The organism is Halomonas sp. OfavH-34-E (assembly GCF_024124525.1).
Classification (GTDB): Bacteria; Pseudomonadota; Gammaproteobacteria; order Pseudomonadales; family Halomonadaceae; genus Halomonas; species Halomonas litopenaei.
Genome location: NZ_JAMXRY010000040.1, coordinates 13,884 through 33,149 on the forward strand (window position 1 = coordinate 13,884; position 19,266 = coordinate 33,149).

Genomic DNA, 19,266 nt, shown 5'->3' on the forward strand with positions numbered 1-19,266 from the left:
CGACACCTAAGGCTCTCAATAACCTGCCTTTCCCGTCGCCTCGCGCTGCATCTCCTGCAGAATGCTGCTCGAACCTGCCACCAGCATTCGCGCATCCGACGACACCGTCACCAGATCGCATCCACGGGCCAGCATTTCGCGGGCGTGTGCCGCGCTGCCGTTATGGATACCGACGATCTTTCCCTGCTGGCGACAGCCATCGACCAACCGCTGAATGATGGCGTCAAGTTCGCTATCGTCATGGTCGAACCCCGGCGTCTTGCCGTGGGACAGTGCCAGATCCGCGGGACCGATATAGATACCGTCGAGGCCTTCCACCGCGAGGATATCCTCGAGATTCGCCACGCCTTCCCGGGTCTCGATCATCGCCAGCACCAGCAGCTCGTGGTTGGCATGGGTGACATAGTCATTACCGGCATAGAGCATGGCGCGGTGGGGACCGAAGCTGCGCACACCCAGGGGCGGATAGCGGCAGGCCGCCACCAGTGCCCGCGCATCCTCGGCACTGTTGATCAGCGGGGCGATGACACCGTAGGCCCCGGCGTCCAGCACCTTCATGATCAGCCCCGACTCGAGACTCGGCACCCTGACCAGCGGCACCGTCGGGGTGGTCGAAATGGCCGTCAACATCTCCACCAGCTGGGGGTAGTCGATCAACCCGTGCTGCATGTCGATGGTCAGGCTATCCCAGCCCTGGTGGGCCATGACCTCGGCAGAAAAACCGCAGGGCAACGACAGCCAACCATTGACCACGCCCGTGCCTTCCTTGATGTGCGACAGAATTCGATTGGTTCTCATGTTCTGCTCCGTATAGGGCTCACAAGAATGCCGGAGGGGAAGACGGCGCCAGCTCGGCGTGTCGGCTCGCGCCGCCGAAGGTCGAGACCGGCACACCCGGCACCTCGACCTCCAGCGCAAGGACGCTGCCGGACAGCGGAAACGCCGCCAGATCGGCCTCGGACAGTCCCTTGCGCAGGGTGGTGACAAACAGGGTCTTCATGTCCGGGCCGCCAAAGCACGGCATGGTCGGCCCCGTGCATGGCAGCGATACCTGTCGCGCCAGACGCCCGCGATCGTCCCAGTAGTTGAGCACGCCGCCGAACACACCGGCGCTCCAGTACCCACCTGCGACGTCGGTGGCGCCACCGTCGGGACGTCCGTGCACGGCGGGATCGGTCACCGCCATGACCCGGGGCGCCCCCATGGCGCCGCTCTCCAGGCAATAGTCGGCGACATAAAGGGTGTCGCGGCGCGTATCGCTGAAGTAGAGACGGCGGCCGTCGGCGCTCCAGGCCAATCCGTTGGCAACGATGAATCCCTGGTGCAGACGTGTGGTCTCGCCCGAACGGGACACGCTGTAAAGAGAACCAAGCGGGCGCGACCTGCACTGCTCGTCCATGGTCCCCACCAGCAGACGCCCGTCGGGGCCTACCTTGCCGTCATTGAAGCGTGTGCCGGCCAGCGGCTCGCCGGGAGGACAGCAGAGAAACTCGAGCGCGCCGCTTGACGGCTCGAAAAGATGGATGCCCGAGCGCATCGCCACCACCAGGCGGCCATCGTCGCAACGACCAAAGGAGCCCAGGGTTTCCGGCAACACCCAGCGCTGGCGATGACCATCCGCAAGGCGCCAGGACTCGATCGCCGGGGCGTAGAGGTCGGCCCAAAGCAGGCACCCCGTCTCGGCGTCCCAGACCGGCGATTCGCCGAGCTCGGCACGACTTTCGATCAGCACTTCGACGCTGGTCATATCCCCTGCTCCTCTGTTGGCAACGCCTCCGGCCACGCCGGGCGACGTACCGGGCGACGTACCGGACGACGTACCGGGCGAAGTAAAGAACGCTGTCCCATGCTCAGTAGATGTCCGGCTCGGGAATGCTGCCGGGCGCCCCTTTGGCGAAGTCGAAGTCGCAGCCTTCATCCGCCTGGGTCACGTGCGCCTTGTACAGCGCGGCATAGCCATGCGGATGGCGATCTGCCGGCGGCTGCCAGTCTTCCAGGCGACGGCGGATCTCCGCCTCCTCGACCAGCAGGTCCAGGCGCCGATTGGGCACGTCCACCGAGATGATGTCTCCGGTCCTGACCACCGCCAGGGGGCCGCCGACCGCCGACTCCGGCGTCACGTGCAGGATGCAGCTTCCGTAGCTGGTGCCGCTCATGCGGGAGTCCGAGATGCGCAACATGTCACGCACCCCCTGCTTGAGCAGCTTGCCGGGGATCGGCATCATCCCCCACTCCGGCATGCCAGGGCCGCCCACCGGCCCGCCGTTCTTGAGCACGATGACGCTGTCGGCCGTCACCGGGAGATCCTCGTCGTCGATGTGTGCCTTGAGCTCGGCGATGGTCTCGAACACGAAGGCCGGCCCCTGGTGGACATGCAGCCGCGGATCGGCCGCGGTCGGCTTGATGATGGCGCCCTTGGGCGCCAGGCTGCCGCTTAGCACGGCGGTCCCGCCGGAACTGTTGACCGGTTCCTCAAGCGAGTGAATGACCTCCGGTCGCCAGACCCTTGCCCCCTCGATATTGTCGCCGAGGCGGCGGCCTGTGACGGTCATGGCATCGAGCGCCAGCTCCTCGCCGATCGTCGACATCAGCGCCGGCAGTCCCCCGGCGTAGAAGAAGTCCTCCATCAGGAACTCACCGGATGGCTTGAGGTTCAGCACCAGAGGCACGCGTCGCGATATCTCGTTGAAGCGCTCCATCGGCAGGTGAATGCCGAGGCGCCCCGCCATGGCGACGAGATGAATGATGGCGTTGGTGGAACCACCGATCGCCATGTCCACGGCGATGGCATTGTCAAAGGATGCCTCGCTCATCACGTCGGTGGGCTTGAGGTCTTCCCACACCATGTCCACCGCCCGCTTGCCGCTGGCGAAGCAAATCCGTGAATGGTTGGCGTCCACCGCCGGGATGCTCGAGGCCCCCGGCAGGCTCATGCCCAAGGCCTCGCCGATCGACATCAGGGTGGCCGCGGTCCCCATCGTCATGCAGGTCCCCGCCGATCGGGCGATACCGTTCTCGATGTCGTTCCAGTCGGCCTGGGAGATGTTGCCGATGCGACGCTCGTCCCAGTACTTCCAGACATCGGTACCGCTACCCAGCACCTGCCCGCGAAAGTTGCCACGCAGCATGGCACCGGCCGGTACGTAGATGGTCGGCAGATTCATCGAAATGGCGCCCATCAGCACGCCAGGGGTGGTCTTGTCACAGCCGCCCATGACCACGGCGCCATCCACCGGGTAGCTTCTCAAGAGCTCTTCCACTTCCATGGCCAGCATGTTGCGATACATCATGGCGCTGGGCTTCATCAGCTGTTCGCCCAACGATATCGCTGGCAATTCCACCGCAAAGCCCCCGGCGGCGGTAATCCCGCGCTTGATATCCTTGACCCGCTCGGGAAAGTGGGAGTGGCAGGTATTGAGATCATTCCAGGTATTGATGATGGCGATCACCGGCTTGCCGACGAACTCCTCATCCCAATAGCCCATCTGCTTCACTCGGGAACGATGTCCGAATGAACGAAGATCATCCCGCTTGAACCAGCGATTACTGCGCAGATCATCCACACTTTTCGCGTGCATTGCGTTCTCCTGAGCCACACTTCAGCCTCACCACTTTGGCCGTCCTGCCGGTTATTGTTGTGTCACCACCGCCATCCCGTACGGGGCGGCGTTACATCCAGCCCCTGATGGGGTATCGAAGCCAAATGCCTAGGGGGATGTTGCTGGCATCGCCACCCACTCCCCATTGGCATTGGTCGATGCCAAGGCTGTCGCCACGAACTCCACCCCGCGCACCCCCGCACGGAGGTCCGGATACCAGTACGCCAGGGGGTCGGCTCTGGTCCCATGACGCGCGGCATCAATCACCTCGAACAGGTCGCTGTACAGGCTGGCAAAGGCTTCTCGGTAGCCCTCCGGGTGACCAAAGGCCACACTCGATACCCGCCGGGAGGCCGGGTGCAGTCCTGGCGCGCCCTTGGACAACCATTGAGGGGCGTCGTCCAGGCGTCGGAACAGCAGCTTGTCGGGATTTTCCTGGTGCCACTCGAGGCCGCCCTTGCTGCCGAAAATACGAAAGCAAAGGCCATGCTCGGCGCCGGCAGCCGCCTGGGTGATCCACATCATGCCCCTGGCGCCATTGGTGTAACGCAGCATCAGGTTGGCGTTGTCATGGGCCGTGCGCTCGGGCACCACTGCGACCACATCGGCGCTGACTTCACGGGTACTGAGCCCCGAAACGTACTCCAGCATGTGGAAGGCATGGGTGGCGATGTCACCCAGGATCAACGATTCGCCCGCGACGGCGGCTTGCATATGCCAGTCTTCTCCCGCCACTTCGGCATCGCTCATCCTGGCCAGGTGACCCTGGACGTAGTCGCACTGGAGCTGTCGAATCTCGCCCAGTTCCCCCGCCTCGATCATGGCCCTGGCCTGACGCACCATGGGGTAGCCGGTGTAGCCGTAGGCCACACAGAAGCATCGCTCGCCTCGTTTCGCCAAGGCTTCGAGTGCCCGCGCTTGCGCCAGGCTATTGGTCAGCGGCTTTTCACACACCACGTGAAAACCCAGCTCCAGCGCCAGTCTTGCCAGCGCAAAGTGCGAGTCATTGGGGGTCAGGATGGCGACAACCTCGGCGCCGTCCTCACGGGCGGCTTCCTCGCGCAACAGCGTCTCGCCGTCGCCATAGCCACGCGCAACGCCCAGCTGCCGTGCCTGTTGTAGCGAACGGTCGGCGTTCGACGACAGCGCCGCTGCCACCAGCTGGTAGCGCCCATCCATCTGCGCCGCCGCCCGGTGAACCTGACCGATAAACGACGCAACGCCACCACCGATCATCGCCAGCCGCAGTGGACGGGCTGCCCCGGCTTCGCCGGATGCCTGCGGCGAGGCTTGCCCTGCCATCGGCAAGGAAGATTGGGCCGAGGTATCGCAGGCGTCAGACATCGGTCGCTGTGTCATGTGTTGAACCTTTTCAAGAACCTTTACCGAAAGCCTTTATCGAGCGCCGCTATCGACTAACTTTATCGACTAACTTTATCGATCAACTTTATCGATGCTGAATGGCAGACACTCGAGCCTTGGAGCTTGGAGTGGACGACACCTGGTATCGATGGAACTGGTATCGGCGCCCTCCTTCATGTGGACCGAGGCTAGCGCATCAAAAACGCTTTTGAAAACGTTTTCATCGCGATTTATACCAAGGATTAATTCACGAAAAACTCATCGTATCGGCTCGTTCATCCTCGATTAACACGGACCAGGCCAAGCGATCTCTTACATAAAAAGGAAATCTCTTCAAAAAATTTTGCGATTACATTTACACCTGGATAAGCGATACCCGAACACAAGGACACCAATGTCGTCGACACGGAGCGTGCAACACACTTCCCTCGACGCCACATGATTCAGCGCGATCATCCATTGCGTACAGGCTGAGGGCTCACCGCCGAGACACCGCCCTGCTCAGTGGCGGCAAAAAGGAGAGTTCATGAAATGACGGGATTGGCTGCAACTACCAGAAGCGAGAAAAAGCGAAGGCCTTACTCAGAGATATCGCCAACTGTTCAAGTCATCGACGCACACTCAATCAGCCATCCCGCCTGCCCACGGACAACCGGGAAAGATGGCATCCTCAGGTGATGCGACGGGTCGTGCTGCGCTGGACAATATGACAGGGCAACAGGACGCGATCGGCTGACACGGCGGGCCGCTGCACACGCTCGAAAAGCCCCGCCACCGTCCGTTCCACCATGTCACTGAACGGCTGGCGAATGGTCGTCAGGTCAAACGACCGACTGGAGGCAAACTGAATATCATCGATGCCGACCACGCCGACGTCGTCAGGGACCCTTAACGAAAAGTCATGGCGGATCGCATCCAGCCCACCACAGGCCATGATGTCATCGAAGTAGAAGATGCTGTCGGGCATACCGGGGGTGCTGTTCAGCAGCTCGCAGGTGGCCGTGTAGCCTGCCTCGTAACTGTGCCTCAGGCCTTCGGCATGGCCATGCAGACGCTGTCCACGCTGCTCGAGTCGCTGCGAGAAACCACGCAGGCGATCCTGGGTGGCCTGCTCGTTGGAAGAGGCTCCGACATAGGCCGGTCGACAATAGCCGCTGTCCAGGAGGTGATCCGCCGCCATCCGCCCCATCTCCTCGTCATCACAGGTCACCACCAGAGCGCCGGAATCCGGCGCATCGCGCCCGAAGACCGCCACCGGGGTCCTGTGCTGCTCGCAGGCTTCGACCAGTTCGGCAGGCACCGAGGCGGACGTCACGATCAGCGCATCCACGTGATACTCCATCACCAGGGAGACGGCCTCCTCGATGCTCTTGGCGGTATTCACGTTGATCAACAAGGTGTGGCAGTTGTAGCGCTGAATGGCGGAAGAAAACTCGCTGAGAATGGCGAGATAGGCAGGGTTCTCGAAGTTGGTGACGAGGATGCCGATCAGACTGGAGCGCGACTTGATGCCACGTGCCAGGCGGTTCGGCTTGTAGCCAAGACTGTCTGCCACCGCGAGGATTCTGCTGCGCATCTCGGGGGAGCTGCTGCCGTTGGGATTCATGGCGCGTGACACGGCCGCGATCGACACCCTGGCCTCGCGCGCCACGTCGGTGATGGTGACGCGCCCCGACGGCGACCGGTCGCTCGTTTTCGTCATGCCAACTACTCCTTTGCGAGCTCGCTTCCTCGGATCACCCAACCGCGGCGACTTCAGGCCCCTCGCGACATTCTACAGCGTCTCGAGCGTCGCACACCGTCGCCGAACTGCGCACCGCCTCGTTGCACTGGCGAATCCCTTGATGGACACCTTGGCTCACCTTGAAATCCAGCAGCCTGGATTGCCAGCAGAAAATCCGATTGTTGCACGCGCGTTTGACGACAGTCACCTGCATCATTGCGGCGCAATCTTGCCTAAGCTTTATCTCAACAACGATTCTTTAAAGCACAGTTTCTGCTAGATGCTCTCACTCCGGCAACTTCAACGATGGCAATTGAATGACGTGCACGCTGATCCCGGCGACGCCGTCGAGGCCATGGCGCGAGCCAGCTGACCTGGGCTGCTTGCCCTGGTAGGCGTAAGGACTCACCGGCGAGCACCTACATAAACCACGACTAGCCTGAATGCCTGGATCTGCCGGCATCGCGGCACAAGAAAAGCAAAAACTGACCAAGGTACGCTATGAAAAATCCAGTCTTGATGGGCCTCGTCCTGCTTTCGGTTTCCCTGCCTGCCATGGCCAGGGACGTGACGGGTGGTGTCTACGTCGCCACCAACAACGCCGACGAGAACTCGCTGATCGCCTGGCGCCAGTTTGACGATGGCACCCTGGAGAAAGTCGGCGAGTACACCACCGGCGGCACGGGCAACGGCATGGATGGCGGCCTCGACCCGCTCGGTTCGGCCTACGGCGTGTGGCGTTCGGCAGACAACCGCAACGTACTGGTGGCCAACGTCGGCGACGGCACCCTGTCGTCACTTCACGTCGAAGACGACCTGACGCTGACGCTCAACAATGTGGTGGATGCCGGCGGCGCCAAACCCAAGGCCATCGACGGCCATGGCGACATCGTCTACGTCGCCAGCACCGATGGTGCCAACGATGAGCCGGGGGTGATCAAGGGCTTTACCATCGATGGCGATGGCAACCTGACCGAGATCCCCGACTCCGTTCGGCCGCTGGACGATTCTCCGGTCAGCATGGAGTTCACCGAGGACGGCAAGTACCTGACGCTTGTCGGCTTTCTTACCGGCATGGTGCATGTCTACGCAGTGGACGACGAAGGCCTCCTGTCGCAGGAGCCGATCTCGAGCCTCGAGTCGCCGCACCTGAGCGAGGAGCGCTTCTTCGCCCTGCCCATCGGCACCAAGCTGGTCACTCGCCCGGACGGTCACAGCACCCTGCTGGTGACCGAAACCCGCTATATCACCCAGGGCTACCAGTTCCACCCGTCCTCCGAGGAATCGAAGGCCAAGTATCCCTTCCTGCAGGAATACGAGGGCCAGACCGGCTCCATGTCGTCCTACGACATCGACGAGAACGGCAAGCTGACCCTGGTGTCGGCGGATGTGATGACTGGCGACGACATCTGGGGTGGCGAGCAGGCCGCCTGCTGGGTCACCACCTCGGAAGACGGCAAGTACGCCTGGACCACCAACTCCCATACCTCGAGCCTGTCGACCTTCAGCGTCGATCCCGAGGACGGCAGCATCGCTCTGCTGGAAGAAGCCGCCTACCGCGCCGAGGATTACAACGAGTATTTCGCCGACATGGACCTGAGCGCCGACGGCAACTACGTCAACATCATCAGCGGCAACACCGGCAAGACCTGGGTGTTCGAGATCCAGCACGATGACGGCAGCCTGAGCGTGGTCGATGCCTATCCCGGCAGTGCCGAAGTCCACTCCTACGGGCTGGTGACCATCCCGCTGCCCCAGGGCGGCTAGGCGACTTTTCGGACAAGGACTAGGGGGCGGCGACCAGAGCAGAAAGCTATGCCACAAAGCTTCGCCAGGAAGCTGACCAAAATCGCCAGATCAGCCGGGTAGGTAAAGTAGCTAAAATGGGGGCCGTGCTGACACGGCCCCCTTCTCTATTGCAAGCAGCATAAAAAACTCAACTCGTGCGCGGTGCTTCCCGGCTCGAGGCCGCAGGCCATAGATCCAGCAGCCGATGCAGTACCGCCATCACCGCCAGGGTGACCAGCAGTGCCACGCACATCGAGCTGAACCGATAGACGGCGTCGACGACCAGATCCTGATCGGGTCTCAGGTACTGGCCAAACAGGATACCCAGGGTCGTCAGCCCGCCGAAGCCGATGCCGGAGCCGGCGTTCTCGATGACGTGCTCCCGTGCGAACAGCAAAAGACCGATGGCGTAGGCCAGCAGCACCAGAAGCAGATGGTCGCTCTTGGTGAACAGCACCATTTGCAGCACCAGTGCCAGGTTGCAGCCCAACAGAGTGCCGATGGCACGACGCCAGGCCGACATCCGGGCGCCATGGTAGCCGAGGGCAAACAGGATCAGGATGGTCGCCATCTGCGCGGACAGGGAGTCGCGCAGATCGAGCAATTGAAACACCAGAAAGGACAGGGTCGCGGTCAGCGCCCCGATCAACGCCTGATGGCGCTTCAGCGCCGCCGTCTTGGCCTGACGTGGTGGCGGCTGTCGCGGCGTGACATCGGGAAACAGCCAGTGCATCAGGGCGGCGATGGCCACCGCCAGAAAACTCGCCACGGTGTTGCTGGCCAGCAGATCGAACAGGTCGAGGTCGGGGTAGCTGGCAAAATGCAGCATGATGCTCAGGGTCAGCACGCCGTTGGCGCCGAACACGAACAACGGCCCCCTGGCCATCAGGGTGAAGCGTCCCAGGAACATCAGGAACACCAGTCCCGTCATCACCACCGGCAGATGCTGGGTCAACCCCACCACCAGGCTGATCTCGACCACATTGAGGCAGGCGTTACCCAGGAACTGGCGCACCACATGGGCGTTGAACACCGGAATGATCCCGAGCAGAAACATCGGAAAGACGGTGAAGAAGACACCATAGTTCCAGTGCATCAGCTGGCTGATCAGAAAGCCGAACCAGGCCCCCACCGCGATACGCAGACACTGGCGCAGGCCGTTGTCGCTGAGCTTCGAGGCCTTCGGTTGCTGCTGCCCTGACGACGCCGGTGGCTGCTTAATAGACGACGCCCGTAGCTGCTTGGTAGACGACGCCCGTGGCCGCTTGGTAAACGACGCCGGTAGCCGGTTAATAAACATAATGCAGCCAGGACATCAGCCGAATCTGCAGCGCCCCCAGCGGATGGGCCAGCGGGTGCTCCCCGGGAAACAGCTGCACCGTGGCGCGGGAGCCGGTGGGTAGACTCGTCGGTGCGTCCCCGGCCAGCGAAAGGTGCAGGCGAAGGCGCTGGGCGTCGCGCAGCCAGCGGTCGGTGGTGGGGATGTCGGCCAGGTTACCGTCGGCGCTGATCTGTCCGTCGTAGACCCCGGCGTCGCGCTTCTCTACCCGGGCGGCAAAGACCTGGCCGGGCATGGCGTCGAACACCACCCGGGCCTCGTCGCCGGCGGTGACCTTGCGCAGGCTCTTCTCGCGGAAATCCGCGATCAGTTCGACCTCATCGGTGATCAGCGCCAGCGCTGGCTGTCCCTGGGTGGCGTAGTCACCCACCTCGAGTTGCAGGTTGCTCAGCGTGCCGGAATGCTGGGCCCGCACCAGGGTGTGGTCGAGATCGAGCTCGGCCTGCTCCAGGGCGTTGCGGGCCTGACGCAAACGCAAGTTGGCCTCCCCTTCGGCACCCAGTTCGGCCTCCAAGCGCGCCACTTCGGCCTCGGCGGACTTGACCTCGGCCTGGGCCTGACGGTCGGTGGCTACCAGGCCATCAAGGCGCTGGCGCGAGATGCTGTTCTGGCTGATCAAGCGCTCACCTCGCCGGCGCTCCTGGGCGCTCTCCTGGGCCCTGGCGCGGGCCGCTTCGAGGGCGGCGCGGGCCGATGCGATGCTGGCGCTCAAAGTCGCGTTCTGCTGGCGGGCTGCCTCCCGTTCCAGTCGCGCCTGCTCAAGCGCCAGCTCGAAGGGCGCGGGGTCGATACGAAACAACGGATCACCCGCCTCGACATGGTCGTTATTGCTGACGTGGACCCGCTCGACGGGGCCGCTGACTTCCGGGGCGATACGCACCACCGGGCGCATGACCCGCGCCTCCGGGGTCATCGGCATGTAGGTATCTGCCACCACAAAATAGGCAAACATCAGGACGAACATGCCCAAGGCCAGGCGAACGATCCACCTGAAGCGCTGGTCGGGGGTCATGGTATTCCTCTTGGTTACACGACGGGCTGACTTGACGGGCTCACGTGACGGAGCCGCTCGGTATTTGACGAAGGCGTCCCCCGTCGACCGGCCGCGTAGACTAGCACTTTGTTAGCCTGTTAACAATATTGAGACCCTTCATGCACCCTTCCTGAACCTTTGCCGATTCGGGCAGTCGTACCCTTCGACGTGCTCGACCAGGCGTAGCGACTGCTTACCCAGGCAGTCGCCCGACACCCGACATGCTCGACCCACAAGGATGATGGAAATGCAGCGACGTGACTTCCTCAAGGCGGCCACCGCCCTCAGCGCCTACGCCCTGCCAATCTCCCCGCTGCTGGCCGCGCTGGACCAGCGGCTCATGACCACCGGAGAAAAGGTCTCCTTCGACTACGCCTGGCTGAAAGGCTTCGCCCGCCATCTGTCGGGGCAACCTCACCAGGATCACGAAGGCGAACTGCCCGACCAGCTCAAGTCCCTTTCCTGGGACGACTACCAGGCCATCGGCTACCGCGCCGACCACGCCCTGTGGAGCAACAGCGACGCGCCCTATACGGCCCAGCTGTTTCACCTGGGTCGTGGCTTCACCACCCCGGTCAGGATCTACCAGGTCAGCCAGGGACAGGCGCAGGAACTGGCCTACGACCCGGCGCTATTCAACTTTTCCAATGCCGATGGGGATAGCGTGGTCGATACCGATACGCTATCCGAACGCCTCGGCTTCGCCGGCTTCCGCCTGCACCATCATCAGGACCCCAAGCGCGATATCGCCTCCTTCCTGGGCGCCAGCTACTTCCGTGCGGTCAGTCAGAGCATGCAGTACGGCATGTCGGCCAGGGGCCTGGCTATCGACACCGCCGGCAGCGAACCCGAGGAATTCCCCGATTTCACCCGCTTCTGGCTCGAACAGCCCGAGGGTGAAGACAAGCTCATCGTCTACGCCCTGCTCGAGTCGGAGAGCACCACCGGGGCCTACCGCTTCGATATTCGTCGCGACGTCGAAGGCGTGGTCATGGACGTGGCCGCGACCCTCTATCCGCGCAAGACGATCGAGCGTCTGGGCATCGCGCCACTGACCAGCATGTACCTGGTCGGCGAGAACGATCGTGACGTCAACTATGACTGGCGCCCGGAGATCCATGACTCGGATGGGCTGTCGATCCACACCGAAAGCGGCGAATGGTTGTGGCGCCCGCTGGTAAACCCGCCCCAGCTTCGCTACAACGCCTATTCCGCCACCCATGTTCAGGGCTTCGGCCTGGCCCAGCGCGACCACGACTTCGACCACTACCAGGACGATGGGGTCTACTACGATCGCCGACCCAGCGTGTGGGTCGAACCTACCGAGGGCTGGGGCGAAGGCAGCGTGGACCTGGTGGAGCTGCCTGCCAAGGACGAGACCTTCGACAATATCGTGGCCTACTGGCAACCCAAGGCCCCGGTGGAGGCCGGCCAGGAGCTACGCTACGCCTATCGTCTGAGCTGGTACGACCTGCCGCCACAGCAACCCAGCCTGTCGCGCTGCGTGGCGACCCGTACCGGACTAGGTGGCGTCGTCGGCCAACGTCGCGAGTACTTCAGCTGGCGCTTCGCCGTGGACTTCCGCGGCGGCCCCTTCCCCTTCGATGACGCAAGCGAGGCCGAGGTGGAGCCGGTCATCGAGACCAGCGCCGGGCGCGTCGAGATCACCTCGGCCCGACCGCTGGACGCCATCCAGGGCTACCGGGCCATGTTCGATGTGGTACCACCGGACGAGGGCACCGAGCCGATCAATCTGCGTCTGTATCTGCGCGATAGCGAAGGCAAGCCGCTGTCGGAGACCTGGATCTACCAGTGGACGCCGCCGCCCGGCGATGAGCGCGAGTTGCATAACCCCGATCACTTGTAGTCGCCCCCCCACCGACGATGCGGGGCGCCCTCCTTCCTTGATGACAAGTTGCCAGTGCCAGGCCACAATGTAGCTACACAGTGGCTACCAATGAGAAGGAGACATTCATGGGTACCGATACCGTGGTCCGAGCTCGCATCGACAGCGAGACCAAAGAGCGCGCCACCGCCGCCCTCGATGCCATGGGCCTGACCGTGTCCGACGCCATCCGCCTGCTGATGCTGCGGATCGCCGACGAAAAGCGCCTGCCGTTTGCGGTGCAGGTACCAAGCGCCACCACGACCAAGGCGCTGGAAGAGCTCGAAGCCGGAAAGGGCAAGCGCTTCGATAGTGCGGATGCGCTGTTCGACGATCTAGGCATCTAATGCTGACCCCAGTTCGCTCGAGCCAGTTCAAGCGAGACGTAAAGCGGGTCCAGAAGCGCGGCAAGGACATGGAAAAGCTACGCCGACTGCTGGGCCTGCTGCTTGAGCAAGCGCCCTTGCCGGATACCTACCAGGATCATGCATTGCAGGGAAACTGGAAGGGTTACCGAGATGCCCATATCGAGCCAGATTGGCTGTTGCTGTATCGCGTCGTGGATGACCAACTGCAATTGGCCCGGACAGGTAGCCACGCAGATCTCTTCCGCGAGTAGGCTAGGGCTTGTCTGAAAAGTGCCTGCGCTCGGTAATACGGCGTTAAAAATCGGCTGGTGCGCCAGCCCGGTCAAAATGCTCATTTACACCCCGTAAACTGCGCTTTCTCACCAATTTTTGCCTTGTCTAACCTTCGCTCGTCGACTTTTCGAACAGCGCCTAGCCTGAAACCCTTCCCCGCATGGCGGTTCCCGACACCACGACACAGGGTAATTCCCCTGCTCTCATCCTTTGCTCTTCCCCCTCAACTCAGCCGAATTGACCGCGTGGCGCCGCTTCCGGCATGATCGTGGCTGCTAGATCACTCCAACCTCTCAACAAAAACAAGGCGCTAGGCGGCTACCATCGTAAAGTGACGGCCCGCCGAGAAGACGCCATTTCGCTGAACACCACCAAGGAACCCCCATGACACGCCACATCGCGCCCCGCCCCCTTGCCCTGACCACCCTGGCCGCCAGCATCGCTCTGTCCACTGCGCTTGCCACGTCCGCCGCCCAGGCCAACGACTTCGCCGACATGGACCCGGTCAAGCTGCGCCTGGCCCACGTGGTCAACGAGCAGGACGGCTTCCATATCGCCGCTACCAAGTTCGAGGAGCTGGTCGAAGCCCGCACCGACGGCAAGGTCGACGTCGAGATCTTCCCCAACGCCACCCTGGGTGATGAGCGCACCCTGCTCGAGGGCATGCAGATCGGCACCGTCGACATGGGCGTGATCACCAACGGCCCGGTGGCCAACTTCGTCGAGCCCATGGCGGTATTCGAACTGCCGTTCCTGTTCGCCTCGCCCGAGGAGGCCTACTCGGTACTCGACGGCCCCATCGGCCAGGAACTGCTCGACAGGCTGGCCGACGTCAACCTCAAGGGCCTGGCCTACGCCGAGCGCGGTTTCCGCAACCTGACCAACTCCGAGCGCCCGGTGGCAAGCCCCGAGGACATCGACGGCCTGCGCATCCGCGTCATGGAAAACCCGGTCTACGTCGACACCTTCCGCGAACTCGGCGCCAATGCCGTGCCGATGGCCTGGACCGAGGCGCTGACCGCCATGCAGCAGGGCACCATCGATGGCCAGGAAAACCCGATCAACGTGGTCCACTCGTTCAAGCTCAACGAGACCCAGGACTACATGACGCTGTCGCGCCACACCTACGCCCCGGCGATCTTCGTCATGGGTATGCCGTCCTGGCAGAAGCTGCCCGAGGCCGCCCAGGAGGTCGTCGAGGCCGCCGCCCAGGAAGCCGCCGAGTACGAGCGTGAGCAGAACGCCGCCATGGCCGAGCAACAGCTTGCCGAACTCAAGGAAGCCGGCATGCAGATCGAGGAGTCCCCCGACATCGCCGCCTTCCAGGACGCCGTCGCTCCGGTCTACGAGACCTACGGCGAGCAGTTCGGCGACTACCTGCCGCGCATCCAGGAAGCGCTGAAGGCCGGGGAGTCCAAGTAAGTGCTGTCCCTGCTCGAACGCCTTGAGCGGGGACTCGACGCCGTGACACGCCCGGTGGTGTTCGCCGCCATGGCGGCGCTGATCGGCGTCATCTCCCTGCAGATCATCTCCCGGGTAGCCTTCACCGCGGTGGGCTGGACCGAAGAGGTCGCACGCTTTCTGCTGGTCTGGATCACCTTCCTGGCCGCTACCCTGGCCTACCGCGCCGGTCGTCATATCGCCGTGACCTTCGTGGTCGACGCCCTGCCCGGCCTTGGCGGACGAGTCGCCAGGATCATCGCCCACCTGGTGGTGCTGGCCTTTCTGCTGGCGCTGATCATCATCGGCTGGAACTACATGCAGTTGCAGAGTTTCCAGAAGTCGGCGTCACTGCGCCTGTCGATGACCTGGGTCTACGCGGTGATGCCCCTGGCAGGCGCCTTGATGGCCTTCACCACCTTGGTGGCGATCGTGCGAGAGCTCACCGGCCAGACGCCGGCGAGCCCGCAGGAGGTGGCGTGATGCTGTTGCTGTTCATCTCCTTCGTGGTGCTGATGCTGATCGGCGTGCCCATCGCCTTCACCATCGGCGCCAGCACCCTGGTGACGCTGGTGGTACAGGGCACACCGCTCGCCGTGGTGCCCCAACAGATGTTCCAGGGCATAAACACCTTCGCCCTGGTCGCGGTGCCGATGTTTATCCTCACCGGCGACCTCATGGCCCAGGGCGCGGTCAGCCGCAAGCTGGTCGACTTCGCCGACAGCCTGTTCGGCTTTCTCAAGGGCGGGCTTTCGCTGGTGTCGGTACTGGCCGGGATGTTCTTTGCCGCCATCTCAGGCTCCGGTGCGGCCACCACCGCTGCGGTGGGCTCGAGCCTGGTGCCGGAACTCAAGCGCAAGGGCTATGACCCGGCCTCCGCCGCCAGTCTGATCGCCGCCAGTGGCACCATCGGCGTGGTGATCCCACCCTCGGTGCCGATGATCATCTACGCGGTCATCGCCCAGGAGTCGGTGTCGGACCTGTTTCTGGCCGGCTTTCTGCCGGGGCTGGCCATGGGTCTTGGCCTCGGTGCCATCGCCCTGGTCCAGGCCCACCGTCGCCAGTACCCCCACGGCAGCCCGCTGTCGCTGGCGACCATCTGGCGGACCCTGCGTGCAGCAAGCTGGGGGCTGATGACGCCGGTCATCATCCTCGGCGGGATCTTCTCGGGGGTGTTCACCCCCAGCGAGGCGGCGGTGGTGGCGGTGGTCTACGCCCTGCTGGTGTCGCTGTTCGTCTATCGCGACCTGACCTATCGGGACGTGTACGCCGTGATGATCCGCTCGGCGATCACCACCTCGGTGATCATGCTGGTGATCGCCACCTCGGCGGTGCTCAGCTGGACATTGTCCAGCGCCCAGGTGCCGGCCCAGATCGCCCAGTCGGTGCTGTCGCTGTCCACCGATCCCTACGTCATCCTGCTGCTGGTGGTGGCGGTGATCCTGCTGACCGGGGTGTTCATCGAGACCGCCAGCGCCCTGATCATCCTGACACCGGTATTGCTGCCGCTGGTGACCCAGCTCGGCATCGACCCGGTGCACTTTGGCCTGATCATCGTGGTGGGGCTGGCGATCGGCATGATCACACCCCCTGTGGCGATCAACCTGTACGTGGCCTCTTCGGTGACCCAGCTGCCGCTCGAGCGTATCACCCGTGCCATCCTGCCCTACCTGCTGGGGCTGATCGGCGTGCTGTTGCTGGTGGTCTACGTGCCCCTGTGGCTCTCGTCCTGACGCCGGAGGCGAGAAGGCCGGTTTAGCGCCAACCAGCGAGCCGCGGATGCTGTCACCAGGATCCGCGGTTTTTTCTTTGCTGCCACAGCGCCATACTGGCGATGGACCGCTTCATCGGCGACTCCTTTGCAGCTTCACCGTACCCTGACATCCGGAGCCTTCATGTCCCTTCGCCTGCCTGTCGTTGCCCGCCCCGGCCTTCGCGCCTTCCTGCACCAAGCAAGGATCGGCCTGCCGAGCCGCGCCATGATCGCCGCCATGATCGCCGCCCTGCTGCTGGCAAGCCTCGCCGGCTGCACCACCTACACCTACGATGACGGACACAAGGAGACGGTCTGGGGCGTTCCCCCGGTGGATGAGCACAAGACCGAACAGGAGCGCCAGAACGAAGGCGTCAAGTATCGTGAACCGGGCGTTATCCCGGAAGAATGATCGCCCGATTTGCTCCCTCATTTCACCGGTGGTACAGGCCTCGCCAGGACCTGCTGATGCTCAGGTGCTGCCGCCCTTCACCAGGGTGAATCCCAGATCCCGGATCGGCCGTTCCGGGGTCTTGCCGGACAGACGCTCGAGCAGCAGTTCCGCCGCCTGGGTGCCCATCTCGCTACGGGCCACCGCCAGGGTGGTCAGCTTCGGCGTCAGGTGCTCCGCCAGCGGCAACCCCAGATAGCCCCCCACCGCCAGCTCCTCGGGAATCCTGATGCCCTGGCGGCTTGCCGCCAGCAGCACGCCGCTGGCGACGATATCGTTGGAGCAGTGGATGGCGTCCGGTCGCGGGGTCATCGCCATCACATCCTCCAGCGCCCGCACCCCGACCTCGTAGGACGCCGGCTCGTGGTACTCCAGCACCCCGCCACAGGCCGCGCCCGCCTCCTCCAGCGCTCGCTGGTGGCCCTCCAGGCGCTGTGCCGCCCGGTAGTCATGCCCCAGGTGCGAGCCGACGAAGGCGATACGCCGATAGCCCTGCCCGATCAGATGGGACGCCATAGCGTGACCCAGGGCGACGCCGTCCACCCCCACGTTCATGTCGATGGGGTCGTCGCCCACTTCCATGATCTCTACCACCGGGCGTCCCCAGTCCCTGAGTCGCGAGATCACCCGGGGCCGGTGGCGCAGACCGGTCAGGATCACCCCGGACGGCGAGTAGCCGAGCACCGTATCGACCAGACTGGCCTCGCGGTCCAGATCCCAGTCGGTGGTGGCCAGCAGCATCTGGTACCCCGCCGCCTCCAGTCGCTTCTGGATGGCATCGATGACCTCGATAAAGGTCAGGATCGCCAGCGACGGCACGATCACCGGGATCACGCGGGTGCCCGCTGCGGCAAGCCCCCCGGCGATCAGGTTGGGCACATAGCCAAGCGCCTCCACCGCCGCGTCGACACGCTGCTTGACCTCGGCGGAGACTCGCCCCGGCGTATTCAGCGCCCGCGATACGGTGATCGGCGCGACCCCCGCCTGCCGGGCCACGTCGGCCAGGGTCACTCGGCCCTTGCCCCGGTGGCGCTTGCGTGAGCGAATTTCCTGGCTGTCCATTGGCGTCCTTCCTCGAAGATTCCTTTGGCCACAGTGTAACCCAAGACCAAAGTATGGGTAGCGCTACCATCTTAATGGTAGCGCTACCCATGCAATGTCGGCTACCTTTCGACTACGCCTCGACGCAATAGCGTCGTCGGACGATACGCCCCGAGGAGACAACGACAATGAACGCACGCAGCCTCACCCCCCTTGCCCTGGTCACCGCCATCTCGCTCGGCGCCGCTGGCACCGCCGCCGCCGAAGACCTGGCCATCGCCATCCACACCGACCCGTCCCACGCCATGTTCAAGATCGGCGAGCGCCTCAAGGACACCATCGAGAGCGAGTCCGATGGCGAGCTGACGGTGACCCTGCTTGGCACCGAGGTCGGTGGCGAGCGCGACCACCTGGAAGGCGCCAGCTACGGCGAGTACGCCATCGCCCTCGGTGGCTCCATGCCGATGACCCTGTATGCCCCCGAGTTTGCCGCCGCCGACCTGCCCTTCGTCTACGACTCCAGTGACCAGGCGCGCAAGATCTACGAAGGCGAGATCGGCGAGGCGCTGAATCAGAGCCTGATCGCCAAGGGCAACATGCGCCTGGTGGGCCTGTCGGCACGCAACCCCCGCAACCTGACCTCAAAGACCCCGGTCAAGACCCCGGAGGACGTCAGCGAGGTGCGCATGCGCGTGCCGGAGATCGCGCCCTGGGTCGCGGTATGGGGCGAGATCGGCGCACTGCCGAGCCCGATCGCCTGGCCGGAGGTCTACACCTCGCTGCAGACCGGCGTCATCGACATGCAGGAAAACCCGGTGGACAACATCTACGCCGGCAAGCTGTTCGAGGTGCAGGACTATGTCAGCCGCACCGAGCACGTCTACTCGTTCTTCCACTGGCTGATGAACGAAGACGTCTATCAGGAACTGTCCGACGAACACCGTGACATCGTCCTGTCCGCCATCGACGACGCCACCACCTGGGGCGATCAACTGGTCAGCGATGGTCAGGCGGAGCTGTTTGAAAAACTCAAGGAAGAAGGCATGGAGGTGGTCGAGCCCGATGTCGCCGCCTTCCGCCAGGCCGCGCGCCCCGCCGTGGAAGAGATCGCCCAGGACTACGACCCGGCCGTTCGTGACTATGTGCTGTCACTGATCCAGTAAGTCCGAGGCGGCGCTAACCCCGAAGGCGTTGTTGCCTCGAGGGTTGGC

The 19,266-nt window shown here is 63.6% G+C and carries 18 protein-coding genes; 9 read left to right on the forward strand and 9 right to left on the reverse strand.

Going from position 1 to position 19,266, the window contains the following annotated elements; all coding sequences use genetic code 11:
* Nucleotides 1–15: 15 nt before the first annotated feature.
* The 6 genes from NH448_RS16435 to NH448_RS23565 form a co-directional block, all read right to left on the reverse strand.
* Nucleotides 16–798, reverse strand: a complete 783-nt coding sequence (locus tag NH448_RS16435) for an aldolase/citrate lyase family protein (RefSeq protein WP_045994828.1) — start codon at nt 796–798, stop codon at nt 16–18.
* Nucleotides 799–817: 19 nt separating this feature from the next.
* Nucleotides 818–1,747 carry an SMP-30/gluconolactonase/LRE family protein gene (locus NH448_RS16440; RefSeq protein WP_045994827.1) on the reverse strand — a complete coding sequence of 310 codons (930 nt, stop codon included), beginning with the start codon at nt 1,745–1,747 and terminating at the stop codon, nt 818–820.
* 103 nt (nt 1,748–1,850) lie between these two features.
* Entirely contained in the window at nt 1,851–3,578 is a 1,728-nt protein-coding gene (gene araD, locus NH448_RS16445; protein ID WP_045994826.1) for an L-arabinonate dehydratase, read from the reverse strand.
* A gap of 129 nt (nt 3,579–3,707) precedes the next feature.
* Nucleotides 3,708–4,958, reverse strand: coding sequence for a Gfo/Idh/MocA family oxidoreductase (locus NH448_RS16450; protein ID WP_253029035.1), 1,251 nt, complete (start codon nt 4,956–4,958; stop codon nt 3,708–3,710).
* 673 nt (nt 4,959–5,631) lie between these two features.
* Nucleotides 5,632–6,663 (reverse strand): LacI family DNA-binding transcriptional regulator, encoded by a 1,032-nt coding sequence (locus tag NH448_RS16455; RefSeq protein WP_045994825.1) that lies wholly within the window; start codon nt 6,661–6,663, stop codon nt 5,632–5,634.
* Nucleotides 6,664–6,970: 307 nt separating this feature from the next.
* Entirely contained in the window at nt 6,971–7,093 is a 123-nt protein-coding gene (locus NH448_RS23565; protein WP_287164521.1) for a hypothetical protein, read from the reverse strand.
* A gap of 92 nt (nt 7,094–7,185) precedes the next feature.
* Here NH448_RS23565 and NH448_RS16460 point away from each other — a divergent pair, with 92 nt between their 5' ends.
* Complete coding sequence (locus NH448_RS16460; protein ID WP_083970645.1) at nt 7,186–8,451, forward strand: beta-propeller fold lactonase family protein; 1,266 nt, start codon at nt 7,186–7,188, stop codon at nt 8,449–8,451.
* 169 nt (nt 8,452–8,620) lie between these two features.
* Here the strand turns inward: NH448_RS16460 and NH448_RS16465 are convergent, their stop codons facing one another.
* Together NH448_RS16465 and NH448_RS16470 are read right to left on the reverse strand one after the other, a co-directional pair.
* Nucleotides 8,621–9,772 carry a DUF2955 domain-containing protein gene (locus NH448_RS16465; protein ID WP_083970644.1) on the reverse strand — a complete coding sequence of 384 codons (1,152 nt, stop codon included), beginning with the start codon at nt 9,770–9,772 and terminating at the stop codon, nt 8,621–8,623.
* The gene (locus NH448_RS16470; protein ID WP_045994823.1) at nt 9,762–10,823 is read right to left on the reverse strand and encodes an HlyD family secretion protein; all 1,062 of its coding nucleotides are present in this window, start codon (nt 10,821–10,823) and stop codon (nt 9,762–9,764) included. Before NH448_RS16470 ends, NH448_RS16465 begins: the two co-directional genes overlap by 11 nt.
* Before the next feature lie 268 nt (nt 10,824–11,091).
* On the opposite strand from NH448_RS16470, the gene NH448_RS16475 reads away from it, so the two are divergent.
* The 7 genes from NH448_RS16475 to NH448_RS16505 all read left to right on the forward strand — a co-directional run bounded on the left by NH448_RS16475 (nt 11,092) and on the right by NH448_RS16505 (nt 16,975).
* Nucleotides 11,092–12,711 carry a glucan biosynthesis protein D gene (locus tag NH448_RS16475; RefSeq protein ID WP_045994822.1) on the forward strand — a complete coding sequence of 540 codons (1,620 nt, stop codon included), beginning with the start codon at nt 11,092–11,094 and terminating at the stop codon, nt 12,709–12,711.
* A 107-nt stretch (nt 12,712–12,818) separates the two neighbouring features.
* Nucleotides 12,819–13,076, forward strand: coding sequence for a type II toxin-antitoxin system RelB/DinJ family antitoxin (locus tag NH448_RS16480; protein ID WP_045994821.1), 258 nt, complete (start codon nt 12,819–12,821; stop codon nt 13,074–13,076).
* Nucleotides 13,076–13,348, forward strand: coding sequence for a type II toxin-antitoxin system mRNA interferase toxin, RelE/StbE family (locus tag NH448_RS16485; protein WP_083970643.1), 273 nt, complete (start codon nt 13,076–13,078; stop codon nt 13,346–13,348). The genes NH448_RS16480 and NH448_RS16485 overlap by 1 nt, the downstream gene beginning before the upstream one ends.
* Nucleotides 13,349–13,754: 406 nt before the next feature.
* Complete coding sequence (locus NH448_RS16490) at nt 13,755–14,792, forward strand: TRAP transporter substrate-binding protein (protein ID WP_253029036.1); 1,038 nt, start codon at nt 13,755–13,757, stop codon at nt 14,790–14,792.
* The gene (locus tag NH448_RS16495; protein WP_239452596.1) at nt 14,793–15,293 is read left to right on the forward strand and encodes a TRAP transporter small permease; all 501 of its coding nucleotides are present in this window, start codon (nt 14,793–14,795) and stop codon (nt 15,291–15,293) included.
* A complete protein-coding gene (locus NH448_RS16500) occupies nt 15,290–16,543 on the forward strand; it encodes a TRAP transporter large permease (protein WP_045994304.1) in 1,254 nt (417 codons plus the stop codon). The genes NH448_RS16495 and NH448_RS16500 overlap by 4 nt, the downstream gene beginning before the upstream one ends.
* Before the next feature lie 162 nt (nt 16,544–16,705).
* Nucleotides 16,706–16,975 carry a hypothetical protein gene (locus NH448_RS16505; protein ID WP_315900842.1) on the forward strand — a complete coding sequence of 90 codons (270 nt, stop codon included), beginning with the start codon at nt 16,706–16,708 and terminating at the stop codon, nt 16,973–16,975.
* 60 nt (nt 16,976–17,035) lie between these two features.
* Here the strand turns inward: NH448_RS16505 and NH448_RS16510 are convergent, their stop codons facing one another.
* Nucleotides 17,036–18,076 (reverse strand): LacI family DNA-binding transcriptional regulator, encoded by a 1,041-nt coding sequence (locus NH448_RS16510; RefSeq protein WP_045994305.1) that lies wholly within the window; start codon nt 18,074–18,076, stop codon nt 17,036–17,038.
* A gap of 167 nt (nt 18,077–18,243) precedes the next feature.
* Here NH448_RS16510 and NH448_RS16515 point away from each other — a divergent pair, with 167 nt between their 5' ends.
* Entirely contained in the window at nt 18,244–19,218 is a 975-nt protein-coding gene (locus NH448_RS16515; protein ID WP_045994306.1) for a TRAP transporter substrate-binding protein, read from the forward strand.
* Nucleotides 19,219–19,266: the final 48 nt, after the last annotated feature.

Excerpts from the sequence above, each read along its gene's own strand:
- NH448_RS16475 (WP_045994822.1), top strand. The coding sequence starts at position 11,092 with ATGCAGCGACGTGACTTCCTCAAGGCGGCCACCGCCCTCAGCGCCTAC.
- NH448_RS16440 (WP_045994827.1), bottom strand. The coding sequence starts at position 1,747 with ATGACCAGCGTCGAAGTGCTGATCGAAAGTCGTGCCGAGCTCGGCGAA.
- NH448_RS16490 (WP_253029036.1), top strand. The coding sequence starts at position 13,755 with ATGACACGCCACATCGCGCCCCGCCCCCTTGCCCTGACCACCCTGGCC.
- araD (WP_045994826.1), bottom strand. The coding sequence starts at position 3,578 with ATGCACGCGAAAAGTGTGGATGATCTGCGCAGTAATCGCTGGTTCAAG.
- NH448_RS16460 (WP_083970645.1), top strand. The coding sequence starts at position 7,186 with ATGAAAAATCCAGTCTTGATGGGCCTCGTCCTGCTTTCGGTTTCCCTG.
- NH448_RS16455 (WP_045994825.1), bottom strand. The coding sequence starts at position 6,663 with ATGACGAAAACGAGCGACCGGTCGCCGTCGGGGCGCGTCACCATCACC.
- NH448_RS16505 (WP_315900842.1), top strand. The coding sequence starts at position 16,706 with ATGTCCCTTCGCCTGCCTGTCGTTGCCCGCCCCGGCCTTCGCGCCTTC.
- NH448_RS16510 (WP_045994305.1), bottom strand. The coding sequence starts at position 18,076 with ATGGACAGCCAGGAAATTCGCTCACGCAAGCGCCACCGGGGCAAGGGC.
- NH448_RS16480 (WP_045994821.1), top strand. The coding sequence starts at position 12,819 with ATGGGTACCGATACCGTGGTCCGAGCTCGCATCGACAGCGAGACCAAA.
- NH448_RS16470 (WP_045994823.1), bottom strand. The coding sequence starts at position 10,823 with ATGACCCCCGACCAGCGCTTCAGGTGGATCGTTCGCCTGGCCTTGGGC.
- NH448_RS16435 (WP_045994828.1), bottom strand. The coding sequence starts at position 798 with ATGAGAACCAATCGAATTCTGTCGCACATCAAGGAAGGCACGGGCGTG.
- NH448_RS16485 (WP_083970643.1), top strand. The coding sequence starts at position 13,076 with ATGCTGACCCCAGTTCGCTCGAGCCAGTTCAAGCGAGACGTAAAGCGG.
- NH448_RS16515 (WP_045994306.1), top strand. The coding sequence starts at position 18,244 with ATGAACGCACGCAGCCTCACCCCCCTTGCCCTGGTCACCGCCATCTCG.
- NH448_RS16465 (WP_083970644.1), bottom strand. The coding sequence starts at position 9,772 with ATGTTTATTAACCGGCTACCGGCGTCGTTTACCAAGCGGCCACGGGCG.
- NH448_RS16450 (WP_253029035.1), bottom strand. The coding sequence starts at position 4,958 with ATGACACAGCGACCGATGTCTGACGCCTGCGATACCTCGGCCCAATCT.